Origin of the sequence: Ralstonia flaminis (genome assembly GCF_958415495.1) — a bacterium.
Lineage (GTDB): Bacteria > Pseudomonadota > Gammaproteobacteria > Burkholderiales > Burkholderiaceae > Ralstonia > Ralstonia flaminis.
Genome location: NZ_CATZLL010000006.1, coordinates 177,206 through 198,394, shown reverse-complemented (window position 1 = coordinate 198,394; position 21,189 = coordinate 177,206). Strand labels below are relative to the sequence as shown.

At 63.4% G+C, this 21,189-nt stretch carries 22 protein-coding genes and 1 tRNA gene; 15 read left to right on the top strand and 8 right to left on the bottom strand.

Annotation, left to right across the window (positions count from 1 at the left end; all coding sequences use genetic code 11):
• Window positions 1-123: 123 nt before the first annotated feature.
• A complete protein-coding gene (gene mutM / locus R2N11_RS11605) occupies window positions 124-996 on the bottom strand; it encodes a bifunctional DNA-formamidopyrimidine glycosylase/DNA-(apurinic or apyrimidinic site) lyase (protein ID WP_199026794.1) in 873 nt (290 codons plus the stop codon).
• 100 nt (window positions 997-1,096) lie between these two features.
• Here mutM and R2N11_RS11600 point away from each other — a divergent pair, with 100 nt between their 5' ends.
• The 8 genes from R2N11_RS11600 to R2N11_RS11565 all read left to right on the top strand — a co-directional run bounded on the left by R2N11_RS11600 (window position 1,097) and on the right by R2N11_RS11565 (window position 7,936).
• The gene (locus tag R2N11_RS11600; protein ID WP_316681174.1) at window positions 1,097-3,034 is read left to right on the top strand and encodes a tetratricopeptide repeat protein; all 1,938 of its coding nucleotides are present in this window, start codon (window positions 1,097-1,099) and stop codon (window positions 3,032-3,034) included.
• The gene (lolB, locus tag R2N11_RS11595) at window positions 3,034-3,645 is read left to right on the top strand and encodes a lipoprotein insertase outer membrane protein LolB (protein ID WP_199026799.1); all 612 of its coding nucleotides are present in this window, start codon (window positions 3,034-3,036) and stop codon (window positions 3,643-3,645) included. The genes R2N11_RS11600 and lolB overlap by 1 nt, the downstream gene beginning before the upstream one ends.
• Window positions 3,646-3,663: 18 nt before the next feature.
• On the top strand, window positions 3,664-4,533 hold the full coding sequence (gene ispE, locus R2N11_RS11590; RefSeq protein ID WP_199026802.1) for a 4-(cytidine 5'-diphospho)-2-C-methyl-D-erythritol kinase: 870 nt from the start codon (window positions 3,664-3,666) through the stop codon (window positions 4,531-4,533).
• 50 nt (window positions 4,534-4,583) lie between these two features.
• Window positions 4,584-4,660 (top strand) — tRNA-Gln (locus R2N11_RS11585).
• 81 nt (window positions 4,661-4,741) lie between these two features.
• Window positions 4,742-5,692, top strand: coding sequence for a ribose-phosphate pyrophosphokinase (locus R2N11_RS11580; RefSeq protein WP_021196389.1), 951 nt, complete (start codon window positions 4,742-4,744; stop codon window positions 5,690-5,692).
• Window positions 5,693-5,844: 152 nt separating this feature from the next.
• The gene (locus R2N11_RS11575; protein ID WP_199026806.1) at window positions 5,845-6,471 is read left to right on the top strand and encodes a 50S ribosomal protein L25/general stress protein Ctc; all 627 of its coding nucleotides are present in this window, start codon (window positions 5,845-5,847) and stop codon (window positions 6,469-6,471) included.
• A gap of 191 nt (window positions 6,472-6,662) precedes the next feature.
• On the top strand, window positions 6,663-7,265 hold the full coding sequence (pth, locus tag R2N11_RS11570; RefSeq protein ID WP_199026809.1) for an aminoacyl-tRNA hydrolase: 603 nt from the start codon (window positions 6,663-6,665) through the stop codon (window positions 7,263-7,265).
• Window positions 7,266-7,288: 23 nt separating this feature from the next.
• Window positions 7,289-7,936, top strand: coding sequence for a DUF4124 domain-containing protein (locus R2N11_RS11565; protein ID WP_316681173.1), 648 nt, complete (start codon window positions 7,289-7,291; stop codon window positions 7,934-7,936).
• Window positions 7,937-7,997: 61 nt separating this feature from the next.
• Here R2N11_RS11565 and R2N11_RS11560 read toward each other — a convergent pair whose 3' ends face one another.
• The 5 genes from R2N11_RS11560 to R2N11_RS11540 all read right to left on the bottom strand — a co-directional run bounded on the left by R2N11_RS11560 (window position 7,998) and on the right by R2N11_RS11540 (window position 12,591).
• Window positions 7,998-8,258, bottom strand: a complete 261-nt coding sequence (locus tag R2N11_RS11560; protein WP_316681172.1) for a YfhL family 4Fe-4S dicluster ferredoxin — start codon at window positions 8,256-8,258, stop codon at window positions 7,998-8,000.
• 50 nt (window positions 8,259-8,308) lie between these two features.
• On the bottom strand, window positions 8,309-8,812 hold the full coding sequence (gene coaD, locus R2N11_RS11555) for a pantetheine-phosphate adenylyltransferase (protein ID WP_199026817.1): 504 nt from the start codon (window positions 8,810-8,812) through the stop codon (window positions 8,309-8,311).
• Window positions 8,813-9,017: 205 nt separating this feature from the next.
• The gene (gene rsmD / locus R2N11_RS11550) at window positions 9,018-9,674 is read right to left on the bottom strand and encodes a 16S rRNA (guanine(966)-N(2))-methyltransferase RsmD (protein WP_316681171.1); all 657 of its coding nucleotides are present in this window, start codon (window positions 9,672-9,674) and stop codon (window positions 9,018-9,020) included.
• A gap of 77 nt (window positions 9,675-9,751) precedes the next feature.
• Window positions 9,752-11,095 carry a M16 family metallopeptidase gene (locus R2N11_RS11545; protein ID WP_316681170.1) on the bottom strand — a complete coding sequence of 448 codons (1,344 nt, stop codon included), beginning with the start codon at window positions 11,093-11,095 and terminating at the stop codon, window positions 9,752-9,754.
• Complete coding sequence (locus R2N11_RS11540) at window positions 11,095-12,591, bottom strand: M16 family metallopeptidase (protein ID WP_316681169.1); 1,497 nt, start codon at window positions 12,589-12,591, stop codon at window positions 11,095-11,097. Before R2N11_RS11540 ends, R2N11_RS11545 begins: the two co-directional genes overlap by 1 nt.
• 59 nt (window positions 12,592-12,650) lie before the next feature.
• Here R2N11_RS11540 and ftsY point away from each other — a divergent pair, with 59 nt between their 5' ends.
• The 4 genes from ftsY to R2N11_RS11520 all read left to right on the top strand — a co-directional run bounded on the left by ftsY (window position 12,651) and on the right by R2N11_RS11520 (window position 16,061).
• Window positions 12,651-13,859, top strand: coding sequence for a signal recognition particle-docking protein FtsY (gene ftsY, locus R2N11_RS11535; RefSeq protein WP_316681168.1), 1,209 nt, complete (start codon window positions 12,651-12,653; stop codon window positions 13,857-13,859).
• Between the two features lie 278 nt (window positions 13,860-14,137).
• Window positions 14,138-15,127, top strand: a complete 990-nt coding sequence (locus R2N11_RS11530) for a M35 family metalloendopeptidase (protein WP_316681167.1) — start codon at window positions 14,138-14,140, stop codon at window positions 15,125-15,127.
• A 136-nt stretch (window positions 15,128-15,263) separates the two neighbouring features.
• The gene (locus R2N11_RS11525) at window positions 15,264-15,542 is read left to right on the top strand and encodes a hypothetical protein (protein ID WP_316681166.1); all 279 of its coding nucleotides are present in this window, start codon (window positions 15,264-15,266) and stop codon (window positions 15,540-15,542) included.
• Window positions 15,543-15,554: 12 nt separating this feature from the next.
• Window positions 15,555-16,061 carry an OmpA family protein gene (locus R2N11_RS11520; protein ID WP_316681165.1) on the top strand — a complete coding sequence of 169 codons (507 nt, stop codon included), beginning with the start codon at window positions 15,555-15,557 and terminating at the stop codon, window positions 16,059-16,061.
• A 39-nt stretch (window positions 16,062-16,100) separates the two neighbouring features.
• On the opposite strand, the gene maiA is transcribed toward R2N11_RS11520, so the two are convergent.
• Window positions 16,101-16,745: a maleylacetoacetate isomerase gene (gene maiA / locus R2N11_RS11515; protein WP_316681164.1), complete on the bottom strand. Its 645-nt coding sequence runs from the start codon at window positions 16,743-16,745 to the stop codon at window positions 16,101-16,103.
• Between the two features lie 9 nt (window positions 16,746-16,754).
• Window positions 16,755-17,456, bottom strand: coding sequence for a fumarylacetoacetate hydrolase family protein (locus tag R2N11_RS11510; RefSeq protein ID WP_316681254.1), 702 nt, complete (start codon window positions 17,454-17,456; stop codon window positions 16,755-16,757).
• Between the two features lie 423 nt (window positions 17,457-17,879).
• Here R2N11_RS11510 and R2N11_RS11505 point away from each other — a divergent pair, with 423 nt between their 5' ends.
• From R2N11_RS11505 to ntrB, 3 genes are all read left to right on the top strand, one after another.
• Window positions 17,880-18,518, top strand: coding sequence for an ANTAR domain-containing response regulator (locus tag R2N11_RS11505; protein WP_199027627.1), 639 nt, complete (start codon window positions 17,880-17,882; stop codon window positions 18,516-18,518).
• Between the two features lie 498 nt (window positions 18,519-19,016).
• Complete coding sequence (locus tag R2N11_RS11500; RefSeq protein ID WP_316681163.1) at window positions 19,017-20,288, top strand: CmpA/NrtA family ABC transporter substrate-binding protein; 1,272 nt, start codon at window positions 19,017-19,019, stop codon at window positions 20,286-20,288.
• 49 nt (window positions 20,289-20,337) lie between these two features.
• Entirely contained in the window at window positions 20,338-21,189 is an 852-nt protein-coding gene (gene ntrB / locus R2N11_RS11495) for a nitrate ABC transporter permease (protein WP_316681162.1), read from the top strand.

Sequence of the window (21,189 nt, the reverse complement as noted above, 5' to 3'; positions counted from 1 at the left end):
CGGGAGAACTTTCCGCCGACTTGTCTGGGCCGGACAGCCAAGTGTTGCGGGATGCCATCGACCGCCCGTCACCCCCCTTCGAAAACCTTGCGAAATGACGGGCAAATCGCTCCGAAAGCCGCCTCAGCGCTGGCAGGTCGGGCAATAGAACGTGGAGCGCTGACCCTGGACAATCTGGCGGATCGGCGTACCGCACACGCGGCATGGCAGACCGGCCCGGTCGTACACGAACGCATCAAGCTGGAAATACCCGCTCTGGCCATCCGAACCGACAAAATCGCGCAGTGTGCTGCCACCCCGGGCGATGGCGTCAGCCAGCGTGGCGCGAACGGCCTCAGCCAGCGCGGCGTAGCGCGGCCGGCTGATGCGCCCGGCTGCCGTGGTGGGCCGGATGCCGGCCCGAAACAGGCTTTCCGAGCAGTAGATGTTGCCCACGCCGACCACGATATCGCCCGCCAGCAGCGCCGATTTGATGGCGACGGTGCGCCCGCGTGTGCGGGTGTACATCCAATCGCCGCCGAAACGCGCATCGAAAGGTTCGATGCCGAGGTTGCGCAGCAAAGGGTGGTCGGGCAGGCCGGCCCCATCCACTTCCTTGCCCGCGTGCCAGAGCACGGCGCCGAAACGGCGCGGATCGCGATAGCGCAGCGTGATCGGCACGCCGGCTGCGTCGACCAGTTCAAGGTCCACGTGATCGTGCGGGCCGGGTGAAACCGGGGTCTCCAGTACGCGCAGCGTGCCGGTCATGCCGAGGTGGATCAGCAGCCAGCCGCCGCCGGTATCGGCGTGGCCTGCGTCGGGCATGCATTCGATCAGCAGATACTTGCCACGGCGCAACAGGCGCGTGACGGTCAGGCCGGCGAGCAACGCTGGCAAGGCAGGATCGACCGGCCAGCGCAGCCCGTGATGGCGCACCACCGCGCGCACAATACGCCGCCCCGTAATATGTGGTAGCAAACCCAGGCGGGTGACTTCCACCTCTGGCAACTCAGGCATCGAACCTCCGTCGCATGTGCTGCTCCAACCTTTTTTACGATGCGGGCGATTGTAGCGGTCAGGCTACAATGCCCTGAACCCCATCCGGAGCTTCAAGACCATGCCCCACGCTTTCTCCCGTTCGCCAGCGATGCAACGCCCGCGGCGATTTCCGCGCAGCCGAGCGATCCTGCTCGCCTCGCTGATTGCGGGAGGGCTGGCCGGTCTGCCGGCATGGGCGGCACACCCAACCTCCGCAGCCCCGCTGATCGCCCAGGCAGCGCAGGAAGGCGGCACCGGCAACCGCCCAACCATCACGCTCGAGCGCTCGCGCCCGCGTGGCGGCCTGCTGAATTCGGAGCGCACCGATCTGCCTTCGATCGCACTCGATCAGGACATCATGTACCGCGTGCTGGCGTCGGAGATTTCGCTGCAGCGCGGGCTGGTCGAGCCGGCATACCGCACCTATCTGGATCTCGCGCAAGACACGCGCGACCCGCGCTTCGCCCAGCGCGCCACCGAGATCGCCTTCCTGACCCGCTCACCCGCGCAGGCGCTAACCGCCTCGCGGCTGTGGGTCGAACTGTCGCCGACCTCCATGCCAGCACGCCAGGTGCAGCAGCTTCTGCTGGTGGCCACGGGCAAGTGGTCGGAAGTCGAGCCGATGCTGCAGGCGCAGCTGAACAAGGTTTCTCCCGGTCAACGCGCCGACGCCATCCTGCAACTGCAGCAGCAGATGTCCAAGAGCACCGACCCGGCCGGCGCGGTAGCGGCGCTGCAGCGCATCGCCTCGCACGACATGCAGCGCCCCGAGACGCACTTGGCCCTGGCTCGCGCCAAGGTCGTCGCCAAGGATGTGCCCGGCGCGTTGGCCGAACTGGACACCGCCCTCAAGCTGCGCCCCGGCTATGAAGACGCCGCCATCCTGGCCGCTGAGCTGCGCGCCGACGACGACCCTGATGCCGCCATTGCCGGCCTGCGCACTTTCCTGAAGGCCGCGCCCGCTTCAATCGACGGCCATCTGGCGCTCGCCCGCATGTACCTTGTGCGCGATCAGCAAGACAAGGCCCGCGGCGAATTCGAGGCACTCAAGAAGATCGCCCCCAACGATGCGCGCATCACGCTGGCACTCGGCCTGCTGACACTGCAACAGCGCCAGTACGACGCCGCCGAGCGCTACCTGAAGGAATACGTCGCAGCAACGGCCAAGTCGCCCACGCTGAGCCCCGAACCCGGCTACCAGGGCCTCGCCCAGCTCGCCGAAGAAAAGCACGACTACGCCGGCGCGCTGGCCTGGGTCGACAAGATCACCGGCTCGGCCAACGGCGACGCCGACGGCCAGACCGCGCTGGCAGCCGGTATCAAGCGCGGCCAGTTGCTCGGCAAGCTGCGCCGTATCGACGAAGCGCAACAGGCCTTCGACGAACTCGTTGCCGATTCGGAAGACATTCCCGATGGTCCGCGCCGCCAGGCCCTGATGGATGGCATCCGCCAGGCTGAAATCGGTATGCTGATGGACGCCAAGGCCTTCGGCCGTGCCCGCGCACGCGTCAACGAACTCTTGGCGAACGACCCGGACAACGTCGAATACACGTACCAGCTGGCAATGCTCGAAGAGCACGACGGCCACTACGACAACATGGAAACGCTGCTGCGCAAGGTGATCGACCTGCGCCCCGGTCAAGCCATCGGCTACAACGCGCTCGGTTACTCGCTGGCGGATCGCAACGTGCGCCTGCAGGAAGCGCAGGAGTTGCTGGAGAAAGCCGTTTCGCTGGCCCCGGGCGATCCCTACATCGCCGATAGTCTGGGCTGGGTCAAATACCGCCGCGGCGATCTGCCGGCAGCCACCGACATCCTGCGCAAGGCATGGAGTTCCGCGCCGCAAGCCGAGATTGGTGCCCACCTGGGTGAAGTGCTGTGGCAATCGGGCAAGCAGGACGACGCGCGCAAGATCTGGACGGAAGCCACCAAGCTCGACATCAACGACAACACCCTGCGCGACACGCTGCGCCGCTTCGGCCAGCCGATTCCCGACGTTCCCGTGAGCGCGAACTGATGACGCTGCAGTTTTCCCGCGCGCTCGGCGCATTGGTGCTGGGCGTCAGTTGTGTGGTATTTGCAGGCTGCGCAAGCGTGCGCCCAGCCAACGACCTGTTCGCCGACTCACAAGACAACGACACCACCATCACCCGCTACCAGGGCCGCTTCTCTGCCCGCTACACGCAAGGCAACGCGGAGCAAAGCGCGGTGGGCAGCTTCCTGTGGCGCGAGCGCGGCACCGATGTGCAGCTTGAGTTGATGTCCCCACTGGGCCAGACGCTGGCGGTGGTCAGCCAGAGCAATCAGGGCGCCACGCTTGAATTGCCCAACCAGCCACCGCGTCGCGCGCCCGAAGTCGACACGCTGATGCAGGATGCACTCGGCTTCTCGCTGCCCGTATCCGGCCTGCGCGACTGGCTGCGTGCCCGCCCCGCCCCGGGCACGCCGGCTCGCGTGGCACGCGACGCGCAATCGCGGCCCGAAATCATCGAACAGAACGGCTGGACCGTGCACTACGTCGCCTGGACGGACGACACCTCCGCCGATGCGCATATCCGCCGGCTCGATCTTGATCGTTCGCAGGGCGCCAACGGGCCGCTCACGGTGCGGCTTGTGCTGGACCAGTAACGTCGTCATCGCCTCACCATGACCTCCGCACCCACCGAGCTGCGTGATTGCCCCGCGCCCGCCAAGCTCAACCTGTTCCTGCATGTGGTCGGCCGACGGCCCGACGGCTACCACCTGCTGCAGACGGTCTTCCAGCTCATCGACTGGTCCGACACGCTGCACTTCTCGCGACGCGCAGACGGCCGCCTCGCCCGCACCACCGATGTGCCCGGCGTGCCCGCCGATGAAGACCTCGTGATGCGCGCCGCACGCCTGCTGCAAGCGGAAACCGGTTGTACTTACGGCGCCGACATCGCCATCGAAAAACGCCTGCCGATGGGCGGCGGCATTGGTGGCGGCTCGTCCGACGCGGCCACCACGCTGCTCGCGCTCAACCATCTGTGGGGCCTCGATCTGCCGCGCACAACGTTGATGGCACTGGGCCTGAAGCTCGGCGCCGACGTACCCTTCTTCGTCTTCGGCCAGAACGCGTTTGCCGAGGGCATCGGTGAAGAACTCACGCCCGTCACGCTGCCGCCGGCGGCGTTCGTGGTGATCCATCCGCGCGTGCATGTGCCCACCCCTACAATTTTTTCCGATGAAGGGTTGACACGCGACACGCCACTCACCATAATTACGGACTTTCCTGACCAACAAATTGTTTTCGCTTACGGTCGCAACGATCTGCAAGCGGTGGCGGAAAGGAAATACGGCGAAATCGCCCGAGCACTTGCCTGGCTACGACAGTTCAGCCCTCTGGCAAGAATGACCGGATCCGGCGCCTGCGTGTTTGCTCCGTTCGATAACGTTGAGCATGCGCAAGCGGTGGCGGATCAGGTGCCTTCCGAGTGGGAAGGTCGATGTGCGGCAGGTCTGACGCATCATCCGCTCGCAAGATTTGCTGTGTAAGGTTTGCAGTTATTGCTTCTGCAATGGAAGCAGTAACCGATCGGTTGTGTAGGGGCGTCGCCAAGCTGGTTAAGGCACCGGATTTTGATTCCGGCATGCGTAGGTTCGAATCCTTCCGCCCCTGCCATTTCTTCCTTATGTTTCCAGCAATAGCCCGGTTGGTGCTTCATCCAACCGGCGCGTCTGAAGTCGAAAAACAGGTGCCCCGATGAGCAGCGAAGGCTTGATGGTTTTTACCGGCAACGCCAACCCGAAACTCGCCGAAGCTGTCGTCAAACACCTAGGCATCCCGCTCGGCAAGGCCCTCGTCGGCCGATTCTCCGATGGTGAAGTTCAGGTCGAGATCCAGGAGAACGTGCGCGGCAAGCACGTGTTCATCCTGCAATCCACCTGCGCCCCGACCAACGATAACCTGATGGAACTGATGGTGATGGTCGATGCGCTCAAGCGCGCGTCCGCCCGCCGCATCACGGCTGCCATCCCCTACTTCGGCTATGCCCGCCAGGATCGCCGCCCGCGTTCGGCGCGTGTGGCCATCACGGCCAAGGTCGTGGCCAACATGCTGGAAGTCGCCGGCGTCGAGCGCGTGCTGACGATGGACCTCCACGCTGACCAAATCCAAGGCTTCTTCGATATCCCGGTCGACAACATCTACGCGTCGCCTGTTCTGCTCGAAGACCTGCGCAAGAAAAACTACAGCGACCTGCTGGTCGTGTCGCCGGACGTTGGCGGCGTGGTGCGCGCCCGTGCGCTCGCCAAGCAACTCAACACCGACCTCGCCATCATCGACAAGCGTCGCCCGAAGGCCAACGTGGCCGAGGTGATGAACATCATCGGTGAAGTCGAAGGCCGCAACTGCGTGATCATGGACGACATGATCGACACTGGCGGCACGCTGTGCAAAGCCGCGCAGGTGCTCAAGGAACGCGGTGCCAAGCAGGTGTTCTCGTACTGCACGCACCCGGTGCTGTCAGGTGGCGCAGCCGCCCGCATCGCTGATTCCGCGCTCGACGAAGTGGTCGTGACCGACACCATCCCGCTGCGCGAAGACGCCATCAAGTGCGGCAAGATTCGCCAGCTCTCGACCGCCCCGCTGCTGGCCGAGACCTTCACCCGCATCGTGCGCGGCGATTCGATCATGTCGCTGTTTGCTGAATAATTCAGCAAATATACGGGTCCCTGTTATAATTCAAGGCTTTACTGCAGAAAACGTCGACTAGACGGCACTTCTGTGGTGTCTGCGGGGCGCAATATGGCGCCCCGTTCACCAGACGGCTTGGTCGCGAGTCGTCTTTTTCGTTTGGAGCAATCATGAAAGTTGTCGCTTTCGAGCGTAGCGTTCAGGGCACTGGTGCGAGCCGCCGCCTGCGCAACGCCGGCAAGACCCCGGGCATCATCTACGGCGGTGAAGCCGATCCGAAGATGATCGAACTCGATCACAATGCGCTGTACCACGCGCTGAAGAAGGAAGCCTTCCACTCGTCGATCCTCGATATCGAAGTGGCTGGCAAGGTGGAAAAGGCGCTGCTGCGCGATTTCCAGCTGCACCCGTTCAAGCAACTGGTTCTGCACGTTGATTTCCAACGCGTGTCGGCCAAGGAAAAGATCCACGTCAAGGTGCCGCTGCACTTCCTGAACCAGGAATCCGCACCGGGCGTGAAGCTGGGCCACGGCATCGTGAACCACATCCTGAACGACGTTGAAGTGTCGTGCCTGCCGGCCGACCTGCCGGAGTTCATCGAAGTGGATCTGGGCGCTCTGGAAATCGGCCAGACTCTGCACATCTCCGACCTGAAGCTGCCGAAGGGCGTGTCCATCCTCACCCACGGTGGCGATGAGAACCCGGCTGTGGCTAACATCAGCGTGCCGGCTGGCGAGAAGTCCGCCGCTGCCGAAGAAGGCGCTGCTGCTGCAGGCGAAGACAAGCCGGCCGCCTAAGGTTGCCGCACCGTCGTGCTTTCGGGCACGACACGAAAAAGCCCGCCGAGCTGGTCTCGCCGGGCTTTTTTTTCTGCCTGAGTTTCCGCATCCAAGCCGCCCCGTGTCCATGCCGTGAATCCAGTGGGCGAAAGCGGCTATGCTTGTACGGTCAAGGGGCGCATCCCTCACCCCACCCTGGTATCCATCGCATGATCAAACTCATCGTCGGGCTCGGCAATCCGGGCGCCGAATACGCAGCCACGCGGCACAATGCCGGCTTCTGGCTGGTCGACCAGCTCGCACGCATCGGCAACGTGACCTTGCGCAACGAGACGCGCTTCCACGGCTATGCTGCACGCGCCAACCTGTGGGGCAACGAGGTGTGGCTGCTGCAGCCGCAGACCTTCATGAACCGCTCGGGCCTGTCGACCGTGGCACTGGCGCGCTTCTACAAGGTAATGCCCGACGAGATCCTGGTTGCGCACGACGAACTTGATCTGCCGCCCGGTGCGGTCAAGCTCAAGCTTGGTGGAGGCTCGGGTGGTCATAACGGGCTGAAGGACATTGCCGCGCATCTGACCACGCAGCAGTTCTGGCGCCTGCGCTTGGGCATCGGCCATCCGCGCAACCTGCTGCCGCCGGGCACGGCACCGTCAGGCCAGCATGATGTGGCCAACTTCGTGCTCAAGGCCCCGCGCAAGGAAGAACAGGATCTGATTGACCGCGCCATCGACCGCAGCCTGGACGCGCTGCCCGATCTGATTGCCGGTCATGCCGAGAAATCCATGATGCGCCTGCACACCGCAGGCTGATGCACTCACACTAGGATATCGCCATGAAACCGTTCACCATGCTCAGCTCACGCGCCGCCGCGCTGGCGGGCTTGGCGCTCGGCCTGCTGGTGGCAGCACCAGCGCAGGCGCAGGTCTATCGCTGTAGTGAGAATGGCCAGACAGCGTATTCCGACCGCCCCTGCGGCACACGTGCAAAAGAGATACCGCTGATCGACAACACGCCGAGTGCCGCAGACCAGAAAGCCGCTCGGGAGCGCGCCGCTGCCGAGGCGGCCGAAGTGCGAGAGATGGAATCCTCGCGCCGCAAGACACAAGCCGCCGAGGATGCTCGCCAGGCACAGATCGCTGCGCAGGCCGCCGAACAGGCGCGCCGCGACCAACGGCAGAAGGTGGTGGTGGCGCAGGAAGGCGTGCGCTACTGCCATCGCGTCTACGTAGGGCCGATGCCGTACCCGATGCCCTATCCGACGCCAATGCCGGTGGTCAGCCCGCCGGTTACCGTCACGCCGGCGCCAGCCGCAGGTGCATTGCGCCAACCGAACGGCGGCACCAAACCGTTCGTGCAGGCGCCGGTTACTCCGACACCTGTCGTGCCGCGGCCACCACGGCCTCATCTGCCGCACTACCGCATCGTCTGCGAGCCGGGTTATGCGTATGAAGGCCCGGAGGATCTGCTGCCGATTCAGTAAGCAGTGCGCGAGTCGGCTCGCACCAATGAAAAGAGACGGCCTGAGCCGTCTCTTTTTTTGCTTACGCTGCGCGCGGGGCGGAGGTGAGCTGAATGTACTTCTGCATCAGCTGCTCTTGCGTCTCGGCATGGGCCGGGTCCTTGGGAATGCAGTCGACCGGGCACACCTGCTGGCATTGCGGCTCATCAAAGTGCCCGACGCACTCCGTACATTTGCCCGGGTCGATCACGTAGATCTCCGGGCCCATCGAAATTGCGTTGTTCGGGCACTCGGGCTCGCACACGTCGCAATTGATGCACTCATCAGTAATTATGAGCGCCATGATGCTTTCCTTGAAATGACCGGCGGGAAGGCTCCCGCCAACGTGCCATTTTATTCCGATTTGTCGGAGGCATCTGCCTTGCCCGTCTTCTCCTTGAGCCATTTCTCGACCGAGGGGAACACGAACTTGCTAACGTCGCCGCCAAGAATGGCGATCTCGCGCACGAAGGTGCCCGAGATGAACTGGTATTGGTCCGACGGCGTGAGGAACATGGTTTCCACGTCCGGCAGCAGGTAGCGGTTCATGCCGGCCATCTGGAATTCGTACTCGAAGTCCGACACGGCACGCAGGCCCCGCACGATCACGCGCGCGCCGTTCTTGCGCACGAAATCCTTCAACAGGCCGGAAAACCCTTCGACCCGCACGTTCGGATAGTGGCCGAGCACCTCGCGGGCGATCTCGATGCGCTCTTCCAGCGCAAAGAACGGCCGCTTGTTCGGGCTCTGTGCCACGCCGACGATCAGCTCGTCGAAGATGTTGGACGCACGGCGGACGAGGTCTTCGTGGCCGCGCGTGAACGGATCGAAAGTGCCGGGATAAACCGCGATCACCATGGTTCCTCCACCAAGGGGAAAAGAGTATCCACCGGCGCGGCGTGGGACATTGCCGCGCCAATCTGCGTTTGGACACCGTTGCGTTATCGAGCGCGGCAAGTCCCGAGCCTGCCGCCCGCACGTTCCGGCTGCCTTTCGGCGACCTCACAATCAGACTGTAGCGAGGTGCCGCCAGATGCTCATGCACCGGAACGAGCGGCGTAGTTTAACCGTTTTTGCGCAGCAGCAAATGCGCATGCACCGCGCCGGCGCGCAGGTGCTTGTGAAGTGCCACATCGGACGGCAGTGGAATGCCTGCAGCATCGACCGCAGATTGTGAATCAGCACTCACATCCACCAGGGGCTGCGGCGCTTCTAGATAAATCACCCCGCCCGGCTTCACTACACGGATGGCCGCCTCCAACGCACGCAACGACCAATCCTGCGCAAATGGCGGGTCGATGAACACCGCGTCGAATGCACCGTCAGCCTGGCGCGCAAGCCATGTGAAAGCGTCCCCCGAGACGATGTCGACCATGTGCGCATCGAGCTTGTCGCGCACGGCGTGCAGCGCACGTACGGCGGGCGCATGGTTCTCAACCAGCGTCACGTGCGCCGCGCCACGCGAGGCTGCCTCGAGGCCAAGCGCACCGGTGCCGGCAAAGAGGTCGGCACAGCGCCAGCCGGTCAGGTCCTGGCCAAGCCAGTTGAAGACGGTTTCGCGGACGCGGTCGCTGGTCGGGCGCAGGCCGTCGGCGTCAACCACCGGCAGCGGTGTGCGCTTGTATTGCCCGCCGATGATGCGCACCTGCTGCGGCGCGCGCGCATGCGACGTGGCGGTCTTGGCCTTGGGGCCCTTGGAACTGGAAGATCGGGATGCCATGGGCGCGATTGTAGTGCCAGCCAAAACAAAAACCGGCGGGAATACCGCCGGTTTTTTTCGGTTGAAGGTGCCGTGCGTCAGTTTGTCGCCGGGCCGCCCACCACAATGGTCGCCATGGTCTGCGGCTGCAGCACGCGCTGGAATGCCGTACGCACCTGGTCGCGCGTGACGGCGGCAATGCGCTGCGTCCACGTATCCAGGTAGTCGAGCGGCAAGTTGTACCAGCCGATGTTGGCCACGTTGTCCAGCAGCTTGCGGTTGCTGTCCAGGCGCAGCGGGAAGCCGTTGACGAGGTTGTCTTTCGCGGCCTTGAGCTCCGCGTCGGTCGGGCCGTCTGCGACGAACTTGGCGACGGTGTCGCGCACCACGGTCAGCGCTTCCTCGGTCTGGTCCTTGCGCGTCTGCAGAGCCAGCTCGAACGGGCCGGGCTGCGCGGCCGGCGCGAAGTAGCTGCCGATGCTGTAGGTCAGGCCACGTTTCTCGCGCACCTCGTTGGTCAAGCGCGCGCTGAAGCCACCACCGCCCAGCACGTAGTTGCCGACCAGCAGCGGGAAGTAATCCTTGTCGCTACGCGAGATGCCAGGCTGGCCAACGATGATGGTGGCCTGCTGTGCCGGGTGCGGAATGCGGATCGTCTCGCCCTTGGTCAGCGGCATCTTCACGTCGGGCAGTGCCGGCGGCGCGGCGCCGTCGGCGGGCAGGCCCTGCGTGATCTGCACGGCGATGGCCTCGGCTTCCTGGCGGCTGATCGCGCCAATCAGCGTCACCACCGCGCGCTTGGCCGTGTAGTTAGCCTGGTAGTAGCGCACGATGTCGTCGCGCGTGATGCTCTCCACCGTCTCCGGCGAGGCGGTCTGCCCATACGGATGCGTGCCGTAGATGGCCGTACCAAACGCACGCTCGGCCAGCACGCCCGGCTTTGTCAGCGATTCACGGATGGACGCGACCAGGCGCTGCTTGTCGCGCGCGAGCACCGCGTCAGGAAAGGTCGGTGCGGAGACGATCTGCGTCATCAGCGCGATGGCGGGGCCGCGTTCAGCCGGATCGGACAGCGTGCGCAGGCGCAAGCTCGTGCGGTCACCGCCAGCGCCGCCGCCGAAGCTCGCCCCAACGTCGGCAAATGCATCGGCAATGGCCGCCTCATCGCGTGCAGGCGCGTTGGTCTGCGCGGCAACGCCCTTGTCGAGCATGCCGGCCGTCAGCGACGCCAGACCCACCTTGGCTGCGGGCTCGTAGCGTGAACCGGCATCCACATCGAGGTTGATGTCGAGCATCGGGATCGACGGGCTCGGCACGAAGAACACGCGTGCGCCGGTGGGGGCTGTCCAGTGTTCGATGGGCAACGCGGCCAAGGCGCTCTGCGCCGCAGCCGCAACAATGGCGACCAGCGCCGTCTTCAGGGTCAGGGACATGGCGCGCATCAACGCAGCCCTCCTTCTTCGCGCATGCCGGGAACAGGCTTGCGCGCCGGTTTGTTGGGATCGATCGGTTGCGGCAGCAACGTGGCCACGACGAGGTTGTCTTCACTGAAGTACGTCTTGGCAACCTGCTGGATCTGCGCCGACGTGACCGCCTTGATCTTCTCGAGCTGGCGGTCGATCGAACGCCACGACAGACCACTCATCTCGGTCATGCCGATCTCCATGCCCTGGCCGAACACCGAATCGCGCTTGTAGATCTGCCCGGCAACGACCTGCGCCTTGACGCGCTTGAGCTCGGCGTCGGTCACGCCTTCCTTGGCGATGCGGTCGATCTGCGCACGCAGGGCCTGCTCGATCTCGGCGGTGGTATGGCCATCAGCGGGGGTGCCGTCCATGATGAAGATTGACGGGCCACGATTCAGGCCGTCGTAGCCGGCGTTGACGTCATCGGCGATGCGCTTTTCGCCCTTGACGAGCTGGCTCGACAGGCGCGCATTGTCATAGCCGTCGAGTACAGCGGAGAGCACTTCGAGCGCGTACGGGTCAACGTCCTTCTCCACATCCCTAAGCGCCGGTACCTTGTAAGCCAGCACCACGTACGGGTTCTCCGCCGGCGCCTTCACCCAGATGCGCTTCACGCCGATCTGTTTGGGCTCCTCCTGCGTGTAGCGGCGCGGCAGTGCGTGCGGCTTGAGCTTGCCGTAAGTGCGCTCCGCAAGGCGGAAGGCCTCATCGGGGTTCACATCCCCGGTGACGATCACGGTGACATTGTTGGGCGTGTACCAGGCGTGGTACCAATCCTGCGCGTCCTGCACGGTCATTGTGTCGAGATCGCCCGGCCAGCCGATGGTCGGGTTGCGATACGGCGCGGCATTGAACAGCACAGCGAGCATCTGCTCGTAGACAGTCGAACGGGCGGAGTCGTCGATGCGCATGCGGCGCTCTTCCTTCACCACGTTCATCTCCGGCTTGAACTCCTTGTCGGTGAGCTGGAGATTGGCCATGCGATCGGCTTCGAGCTTCATCACATCGCCCAGGTGCGACTTCTCGATCTGCTGGTAGTACATCGTGAAGTCGCGCGTGGTCATGGCGTTCTCGCGGCCACCCATGGCGGCCACGCGGCGGGAGAATTCGCCGGGGCCGACGTCCTTGGTGCCCTTGAACATCATGTGCTCAAGCATGTGGGCCACGCCGGTGGTGCCGTTGTGCTCGTCGATGCTGCCGGCGCGGTACCAGACCATGTGGGCCACGGTGGGCGCGCGGTGGTCTTCCTTGACGATCAGGCGCAGGCCATTGGAGAGCTTGTATTCGTGCGTATCGGACTGGCTGGCACCGACCCTGGCACCGGCAACAGCGGCCGCCGGGCGTACTGGCGCGGCTGCCAGTTCCTGCGCAGCAACGGGGCCGGCCAACAGGCCCGCCGCCAAGGCCATCGCGGCCAATTGCCAGGCACCCAACCGGGTCCGGCTTGAGACGTTTCGCATGGAAGAGCGCATAAGGGCCGTCTGATAAAATTCGACGCTTGATTCTAACGGCGAATAGACTGCCTTTTACGATGTTTAGTTTCTGGAAGAAGCGCAAGGCAGAGCCGCAGCCGGCTGCCGAATCGACACCGGTGGCAACACCCGCTGCCGCCCCCGAAGCCGTTCAGGCCCCGATACCTGCCCCGGCTGCAATCCCCATCCCCGCGCCTGTACCCGCTGCGGTTGTCGCCCCCGTACCCGTACCGACCCCTGCGCCGGCCCCTGTTACTGCACCGGCCCCCGTGGCTGTGGCGGTACCGGACTCGCCCGCCGAGCCTGCCACGCTCGACATGCAGGCCGACGACATCGAAACCGTGCCGACGCCACAGGTGGTCGAGCAGGCCCGCAAGGGCTGGATGTCGCGCCTGCGCTCGGGCCTGTCGAAGACGAGCAAGAATCTGACGACGCTGTTCGTTGGCGTGAAGGTGGACGAGGCGCTGTTCGAAGAACTGGAAACCGCGCTCCTGCTGGCAGATGCCGGCGTCGACGCCACCGAATACCTGCTGGGCGAACTGCGCCGCCGCATCAAGGCCGAGCGCATCGAAACCGCCGAAGGCGTGAAGACCGCTCTGCGCGACCTGCTGGTCGAGCTGCTGCATCCGCTGGAAAAAACCATGGTGCTCGGCCGCGAGCAGCCGATGGTGATCATGATTGCGGGCGTCAACGGCGCCGGCAAGACCACCAGCATTGGCAAGCTGTGCAAGCACTTCCAGACCTATGGCCAATCCGTGCTGCTGGCTGCGGGCGATACGTTCCGCGCTGCGGCACGCGAGCAGCTCGTGGTCTGGGGCCAGCGCAACAACGTGACGGTGGTGGCACAGGAATCGGGCGATCCGGCCGCTGTGATCTTCGACGCCGTAAACGCAGCCCGCGCACGCGGCATCGACATCGTCATGGCCGATACCGCCGGCCGCCTGCCGACGCAGTTGCATCTGATGGAAGAGCTCAAGAAGGTGCGCCGCGTGACCGCCAAGGCCATGGCCACGGCACCGCACGAAACATTGCTGGTGATTGACGGCAACACGGGCCAGAACGCACTGGCGCAAGTGAAGGCGTTTGACGAAGCGCTGGGCCTCACGGGCCTGATCGTCACCAAGCTGGATGGCACCGCCAAGGGCGGTATCCTGGCCGCCATCGCGCGACAGCGGCCGGTGCCGGTGTACTTCATTGGCGTGGGGGAGCAGGTGGAAGACCTGCAACCGTTCTCCGCACGCGAATTTGCGGACGCGCTGTTGGGGTAAGCCCCTGTAAAACAGGGTCGTGCAAAAACGCCCTGACTTGCTCAGGGCGTTTGTATTTGTGCGCTCACGCATTGCGCATCGGATATCGCCTCGAAATAACGGGCCACATCGCGCACGGTTCTGCTTTCAACCGATATTGACTTTCTTGCCTACGCCATTCGGCAAAGATGGCGGGTGTTTCGTCCTTCATGCTTTAACGGAGACACCGCCATGCAAAACATCGGAGCGTATTCCCCACAAAGAAAGAGGTTGCCAGCCGCGCCTGAAGGATCGGCGACATGATCCGGTACTTCCTCGCGCGAGGCGACCGGGCCGGTAGCGCAACAATCGTGGAGGGACTGCCGAGCATCACCTGCTCCAACCCGCCACCCAGCGTGCAAATCGCCACGCTGTACATGAAAACGTACTGCACGGCGTGCAAGCGAGAAGGGTTCATTGCGCCGAAGGGGCCGCGCCATGCCGGCACCGGGCCCAACGGCAAGCCGTGGGCATTGAGTGGGGATATCAACGTTTGTGGGTGTAATCCGCCGCCAGTCTTTTATGCCGTGCGTGCGATGAAGATGAGTTTCACGAGCGAGGAGGTTGCACGAACGAGCTTGCCGATTGCGCCCGCCTATGTGCCGCAGCGCGAATATACCCACGAAGAGCACGCACACGAGAAGGTCAGTGAGGAAGAACCAAGCACGTTGGAGGATCATCCAGACTTGATTTGTCCAAACATGACGAACGAGGAGTTCGCTCAGAAGGTCATGAAACGACGAGACAAAGCTGTTTCGCTTGTCGATAAGCGCATAGCAGAACTAACACGATGGTCTTCCACTGCGCAGGCCCGCGTCGCCCAGTGGTTCGGGAATAGCGACAGTGCAACGAGGGACTATCTAGCAGCCGGGCTTTCCCGTATACGGCACGTACTGGCCGGACTGACTCCGGGCAATTTTGTCCGCTACTCGGAAGCAGCCATGGCAAACGTCGGCTGCGTATCAGACTCAAAGAAAAAACTCGGGGTGGTTGCAGAAGTATGTGCACCAGATACGGCAACACACACCATCGCCATTCATCTGGATTTCTGCGAATTGCGAGACTTCGCTTACAACGTGGACTCACAAGTCTCTACATTGATCCATGAGGTATCGCACTTCCACGACACCATGAGCACCGGAGACCCGGTCTACTTCATGAGAGAAGCTCTAAAGGCCGCAAGAACCAATCCGGAGATTACGCTCCGTAACGCCGATAGCATCACAGGCTATGTCATCTATGAAGATTAGGCGGACGCTAGCAGCGTTGCTGCTCCTGGGTATCCACCCTGCATATGCTTGCATGCCAGGTCAGAATTTCGATGTGTACTTTCCCCCTGACTCCGCCGCAGTATCCACGTCAGAAGTACTCCGCATGGCGAATTGGATGGTAGATCAGCGCATCAAATATCCCAGGCAAGAGCTATTTCAAATCAATGGACGGGCCGAGGAACGCGAGCACAACGCGCGTTCATTGGCGAAAGCACGCTTGCAGGCAGTCGTATCCATCCTGAAAACTCAGCACTTCAATCAGGTGCCGATGGACGAGCACTACGGCGTCTATCGCTCAGGCGATGTGGAAAACGGGCGACGTGTCGAAATCTCGATTGTGCCGGCGTGCCCTAACCCATGCTGCCCTGGAGTTAAGTCGATCAACGCGCCGTAGCACAGGCCTTCAATGTACCGCCCGGCCAACGCCGGGCACGCCCATTCTCTGAAGATTCAGGCCATGCCACCAATTCTCAACAAGTTACTGGCGCTTTCGATCGCCTTCTGCGCAACAACAGCACTTGCCTGTAGCCCGGTGCAGCAGTTCAACATCACGTTTCCACGTAACTCTGCAGTGCTAGATGCCAGCGTTGTATTCCAACTCAGCGATCAGTTGGCCGATCTGAAAGCGCATTTCCCGAACTACAGCAATTTCTCGATCATGGGGCTTGCAGATTCAAAGCAACCCGCAGACATGACGTTAGCCACTCAGCGCATGAAAACCGTCCATCAGTTTTTGATGCAACAAGGCTTTCTGCCTGAGCGGGTGTACGTCGATCCGGCCGTTGTGGCGGCAGACTCGGTGGGCCATATCGTTCCTGGAAGAGTTGAGATCGAATTCGTTCCGGCCTGCCCGCACTACTGCTGCAACCTACCCACCCACAAGGTCAAAGACCTCGGCGTTCCCATGCCTTGAGGTCAATACAAAAACGGGGGCACTCAGTGCCCCCGCCCATCAAGCCGCATCCGGCTGCGCCGCAGGCGCCGCCCGCTGAAACGCTTCCTGCGCCATGCAGTGCTCAAAGATGCGCGCCAGCGTCGGATATTCCTCCACCGCCACATCAAAGCGCTTGCCGTTGAACACCTGCGGCACGAGGCACACGTCGGCCAGCGTTGGCGTGTCGCCCACGCAGTAGGCGCCCGTGAGCGGCGACGCCGACAGGCGCGTTTCCAGCGCCGCAAACCCCAGCTTCACCCAGTGGCGATACCAGTCGTTGCGCGCTTCCTCTTCCACGTCGAACGTGTTCTTCAGGTACTTGAGCACGCGCGGGTTGTTGAGCGGATGGATCTCGCACGCAATCGCCAGCGCAATCGCACGGATGTGCGCGCGGTTGCTGGGCGAGCCCGGCAACAGCGAGGGCTCGGGATGCGTCTCTTCCAGATACTCGACAATCGCCAAGGACTGGTTCAGCACGTCGGTGCCGTCGCACAGCACGGGCACCAGTGCATCCGGGTTCAGCTTCACGAAGTCGGGCGCCATCTGCTCGCCCTTAAGCAGGTGCACCGGCGCGTAGTCATACGGCAGGCCCTTCACCTCCAGGGCAATGCGCACACGAAACGACGCCGAACTGCGGAAGTAGTTGTACAGCTTGATCGACATGGTTCTGCCTCAGATGACCTTGACGTGCAGCTCGCCCACGCCGTCGATCTTGCCGACCATCAGGTCGCCCACCGAGATCGGGCCGACACCTTCCGGCGTGCCGGTATAGATCAAATCACCGGGCTGAAGCTCGAACAGCTTGGAGAGATACGCAATGGTTTCCGGCACCGACCAGATCAGGTCGGACAAATCCCCGCGCTGGTGTTCACGGCCATTGACCGACAGCGTGACGGCGCCCTTATCCGGGTGGGCGACATCCTTGGCCGGCACGATCGGGCCGATGGGTGCGGAGCCATCGAACGCCTTGCCGGTTTCCCACGGACGGCCACCCTTCTTGGCAGCGTTCTGCAGGTCGCGGCGCGTCATATCCAGGCCGATGGCGTAGCCGTAGATGTGATTGGCCGCAGTTTCCACGGCAATGTCGCGACCGCCCGTACCGATGGCAACCACGAGTTCGATCTCGTAGTGGCAATCGCGGGTCTCGGTGGGGTAGACGAACTGGCCGGTCTCGCCATCAGGGATGTAGCGCACGGCATCCGCCGGCTTGCAGAAGAAGAACGGCGGCTCACGGTCGGGGTCGGAACCCATCTCGCGAGCGTGGGCGGCGTAGTTGCGGCCGACGCAGTACACACGGCGCACCGGAAACTGGCCTTGCCCGCCACGCACGGGAATGCCGTTGACGGCGGGCGGGGTGACGACGAATTCGGTCACATGAGCGGTCATGCAGGTCTCCTCGGACTAAGCTGGAACGAAACAGAAACTAACGGGGACACGGCCACCGCCCCCCCGGCGACCGAGCTGCGAGCATACACCCGCACCGCCCCGGCGCGGTTCTTGCATAGAGCGTGCGATGCCCCTTTTTCGGGAGTGCGAAGCCCATCAAAAGGTCGCAGGGAAAGACGTGGCGAGCGCGGTGTGGCCTGCCACATAAGCGAGTCACAACGCCGCCATGCGGCCTTTTGATGGGCTTCCCGGAGGGTTCGCCGCAAAACGGCCCGCGTGGGGTGTTGCAGCCCTTGCCCTTAGTTGACTAAGGGCGGCGGTCTGCGCCTACCACGCGAACCGTTTTGCGGCGAACGCATCTCCCGAAAAAGGGGCATCGCACGCTCCGTGCACACTGCCCCACATTGCGCCATGCAAGCGAAACCGCCCACCCCATCTGCTCTGCCCGCCGCCGCCCACCCGGGCGCACCGATGCGCGTGCTGCTGGTGCGTGATCCGCTGGATACCGAACCGGTCAACCTGGAGCTGATCCGCGCCGGGCTGGCCGAGGCCGGCTTCGTGGACGTGGGCCTGGCCGACGCCGACCTCACCCTGCCCGATCGCATCGCCCAGACACAGCCCGACATGGTGATCGTTGCGTCGGAATCTGCCGCGCGGGACACCATCGAGCACGTCTGCGTGGCCACGCAGCATGCACCGCGCCCCATCGTGCTGTTCACCGACAACGACGATGCGGCGCGCATCAAATCGGCATTCGCGGCGGGCATCACCGCCTACATCGTCGACGGGCTCAAGCCCACGCGCGTCAAGGCCGTGCTGGACGTGGCCTACGCTCGCTTCGAGCACGAACGCGAACTGCGTGCCGAGCTGGACACCGCCAAGACCCAACTGGCCGAGCGCAAGGTGCTGGAGCGCGCCAAGGGCCTGCTGATGAAGCAAATGAACCTGTCGGAAGACGACGCCTTCAAGCGCCTGCGCAAAATGGCGATGGACCGCAACATCAAGCTGGTGGAAGCCGCCCAGCGGGTGATCGACGTGATGGCGACGTAGTGGCCGGTTGCGCCTCCGGCGCCACCCAGTTCTGGTGCACCGCACAATTTCGGCACCACAAATGCACCAGCCACACGCCACATTCCGCTGTGGCACCCACGCAGATATCCAGACGGTTTGGTCGTTCCTGCCCTTGATGGCGCCTTGAATTTCTGTTGCGAGGAGGAAAAAGAAGGGAGGCTTGTCTGAGCGCAGCGAGTTTGCCTCCCTTCCCTCCCCGCGACATAAATTCAAGGGGAAATCGCCATCTCGGGCGCGCCTTTCTTTGCTTACTTTCTTTGGCAAGACAAAGAAAGTGAGTCGGCCCCGGCAGGGGACGAAACAGGGTGACAACCGATACGCCCTCCGTTGGCACACCCCTTGCAAGTGCTGCTGCGAAGCCGATGCCAACGTGGGTATCGGCACGGGACAACGGCGTCTCGATGCACGGCACCTCACCCCTCTCCTTGCGGATAGGCGGGTGCCGCGCATCGGGGCGCTTTTTCTTTGGAGCCATGGATGGCCGCGCCAGACCAGACCGACACCGTCATCAACCCCAAGCGCCGCAGCGTCATGAAGGTGGCGGCAACCATCGCAGGAGGTAGTGCCGTGGCATTGATCGATCCGCTGGTACGTGCCGGTGCCTGGGCCGCTGGCTCCGATGCGCCCGAGAAGACCGAACTCAAGGTCGGCTTCATCCCGCTCACGGACTGCGCCTCGGTGGTGATGGCGTCCACGCTCGGCCTCGACAAGAAGTACGGCATCAAGATCACGCCGTCCAAAGAGGCGTCGTGGGCCAGCGTGCGCGACAAGCTCGTGTCAGGCGATCTGGATGCAGCGCACGTGCTCTATGGCTTGATCTACGGCGTGCAACTCGGTATTGGCGGCCCGAAGAAGGACATGGCCGTGCTGATGACGCTCAACAACAACGGCCAGGCGATCACGCTGTCATCCAAGCTCAAGGAAGCCGGCGTGCGTGACGGCGCATCGCTCAAGGCGGTCATGGCGAAAAACAAGCGCGACTACGTCTTCGCGCAGACCTTCCCGACCGGCACGCACGCCATGTGGCTGTACTACTGGCTGGCCGCGCACGGCATTCACCCGCTGCAGGATGCGAAGGCGATTACCGTGCCGCCCCCGCAGATGGTCGCCAACATGCGCGTCGGCAACATGGATGGCTTTTGCGTGGGCGAGCCGTGGGGCGCCCGCGCGCTTGCCGACAACATCGGCTTTACCGCCGAGACCACACAGGCCATCTGGAAAGACCACCCCGAAAAGGTGCTCGGCACCACGGCGGAGTTCGTGCAGAAGTATCCGAACACGGCACGCGCGCTCACCGCCGCAGTGCTGGAGGCATCCAAGTTCATTGATGCCTCCGCATCGAACCGCCGCAAGACGGCCGAGACCATTGCCGCCAAGTCCTACGTCAACACCGACATGGACATCATCCTTGACCGCATGCTCGGCCGCTACACGAACGGCATCGGCAAGACGTGGGACGACACCGACCCGATGCGCTTCTATCACGACGGCGCGGTCAACTTTCCGTACCTGTCGGATGGCATGTGGTTCCTCACGCAGCACAAGCGCTGGGGCCTGCTGAAGGCGCACCCGGATTACGCAGCCGTGGCCCGGCAGGTCAACCGCATCGATATCTACAAGCAGGCTGCTGCGGCCACCGGCACACCCTTGCCCAAGAGCGACATGCGCACCGCCAAGCTGATCGACGGTGTGGTGTGGGATGCCAAGAACCCCGCCGCCTACGCAGACGGTTTCAAAATCAAGGTCTGACGCTTCCGGCCTTCTCTGATTGCGGTTCTTCCCGTCGATGGAGCCCGACATGAACACGCTCGTCAAAACGTTGTCCGGCGTGCAGTCCGACGCCGCTGTTCCCACGCGCCGCATCGTTTGGCGTGACTGGTTTGTTGCTGCCGTGGTGAAAGGTTTTCCGCCCTTGCTGGGTCTGATGATGTTTGTGCTGGCGTGGCAGGGCATCGCCACGGCCATCCCCGCATTGCCCACACCGGCTGTGACGTGGAAGGCTGCCGTCGCGCTGTTTTCAGATCCGTTCTATCGCAACGGCCCGAATGACCAAGGGGTCGGCTGGAACGTGCTGGCCTCGCTCGCCCGCGTGGGTGCGGGCTTTGGGATGGCGGCGGTCATTGGTATTCCTGCGGGCTTCCTGATCGGGCGCTTTGCGTTTCTGAACGCGATGGCCTCGCCCATCATCAGCCTGCTGCGGCCGGTGTCGCCGCTGGCGTGGCTTCCGATCGGGCTGCTGCTGTTCAAGTCCGCCAACCCGGCGGCCATCTGGGCAATCTTCATCTGCTCGATCTGGCCGATGGTGATCAATACCGCCGTGGGTGTGACGCGTGTGCCGCAGGACTACCTGAACGTCGCGCGCGTGCTGAACCTGTCGGAGTGGAAGGTGTTCACGCGCGTGCTGTTTCCGGCGGTGCTGCCGTACATGCTGACGGGCGTGCGGCTGTCCATCGGCACCGCGTGGCTGGTGATCGTGGCGGCGGAGATGCTCACTGGCGGTGTCGGCATCGGCTTCTGGCTGTGGGATGAGTGGAACAACCTGAAGGTCGAGCACATCGTCATCGCCATCTTCGTGATTGGCGTGGTGGGGTTGCTGCTGGAGCACGCGCTGCTGGCCATTGCCCGCAGGTTCTCGTACGACGCGGTTTGA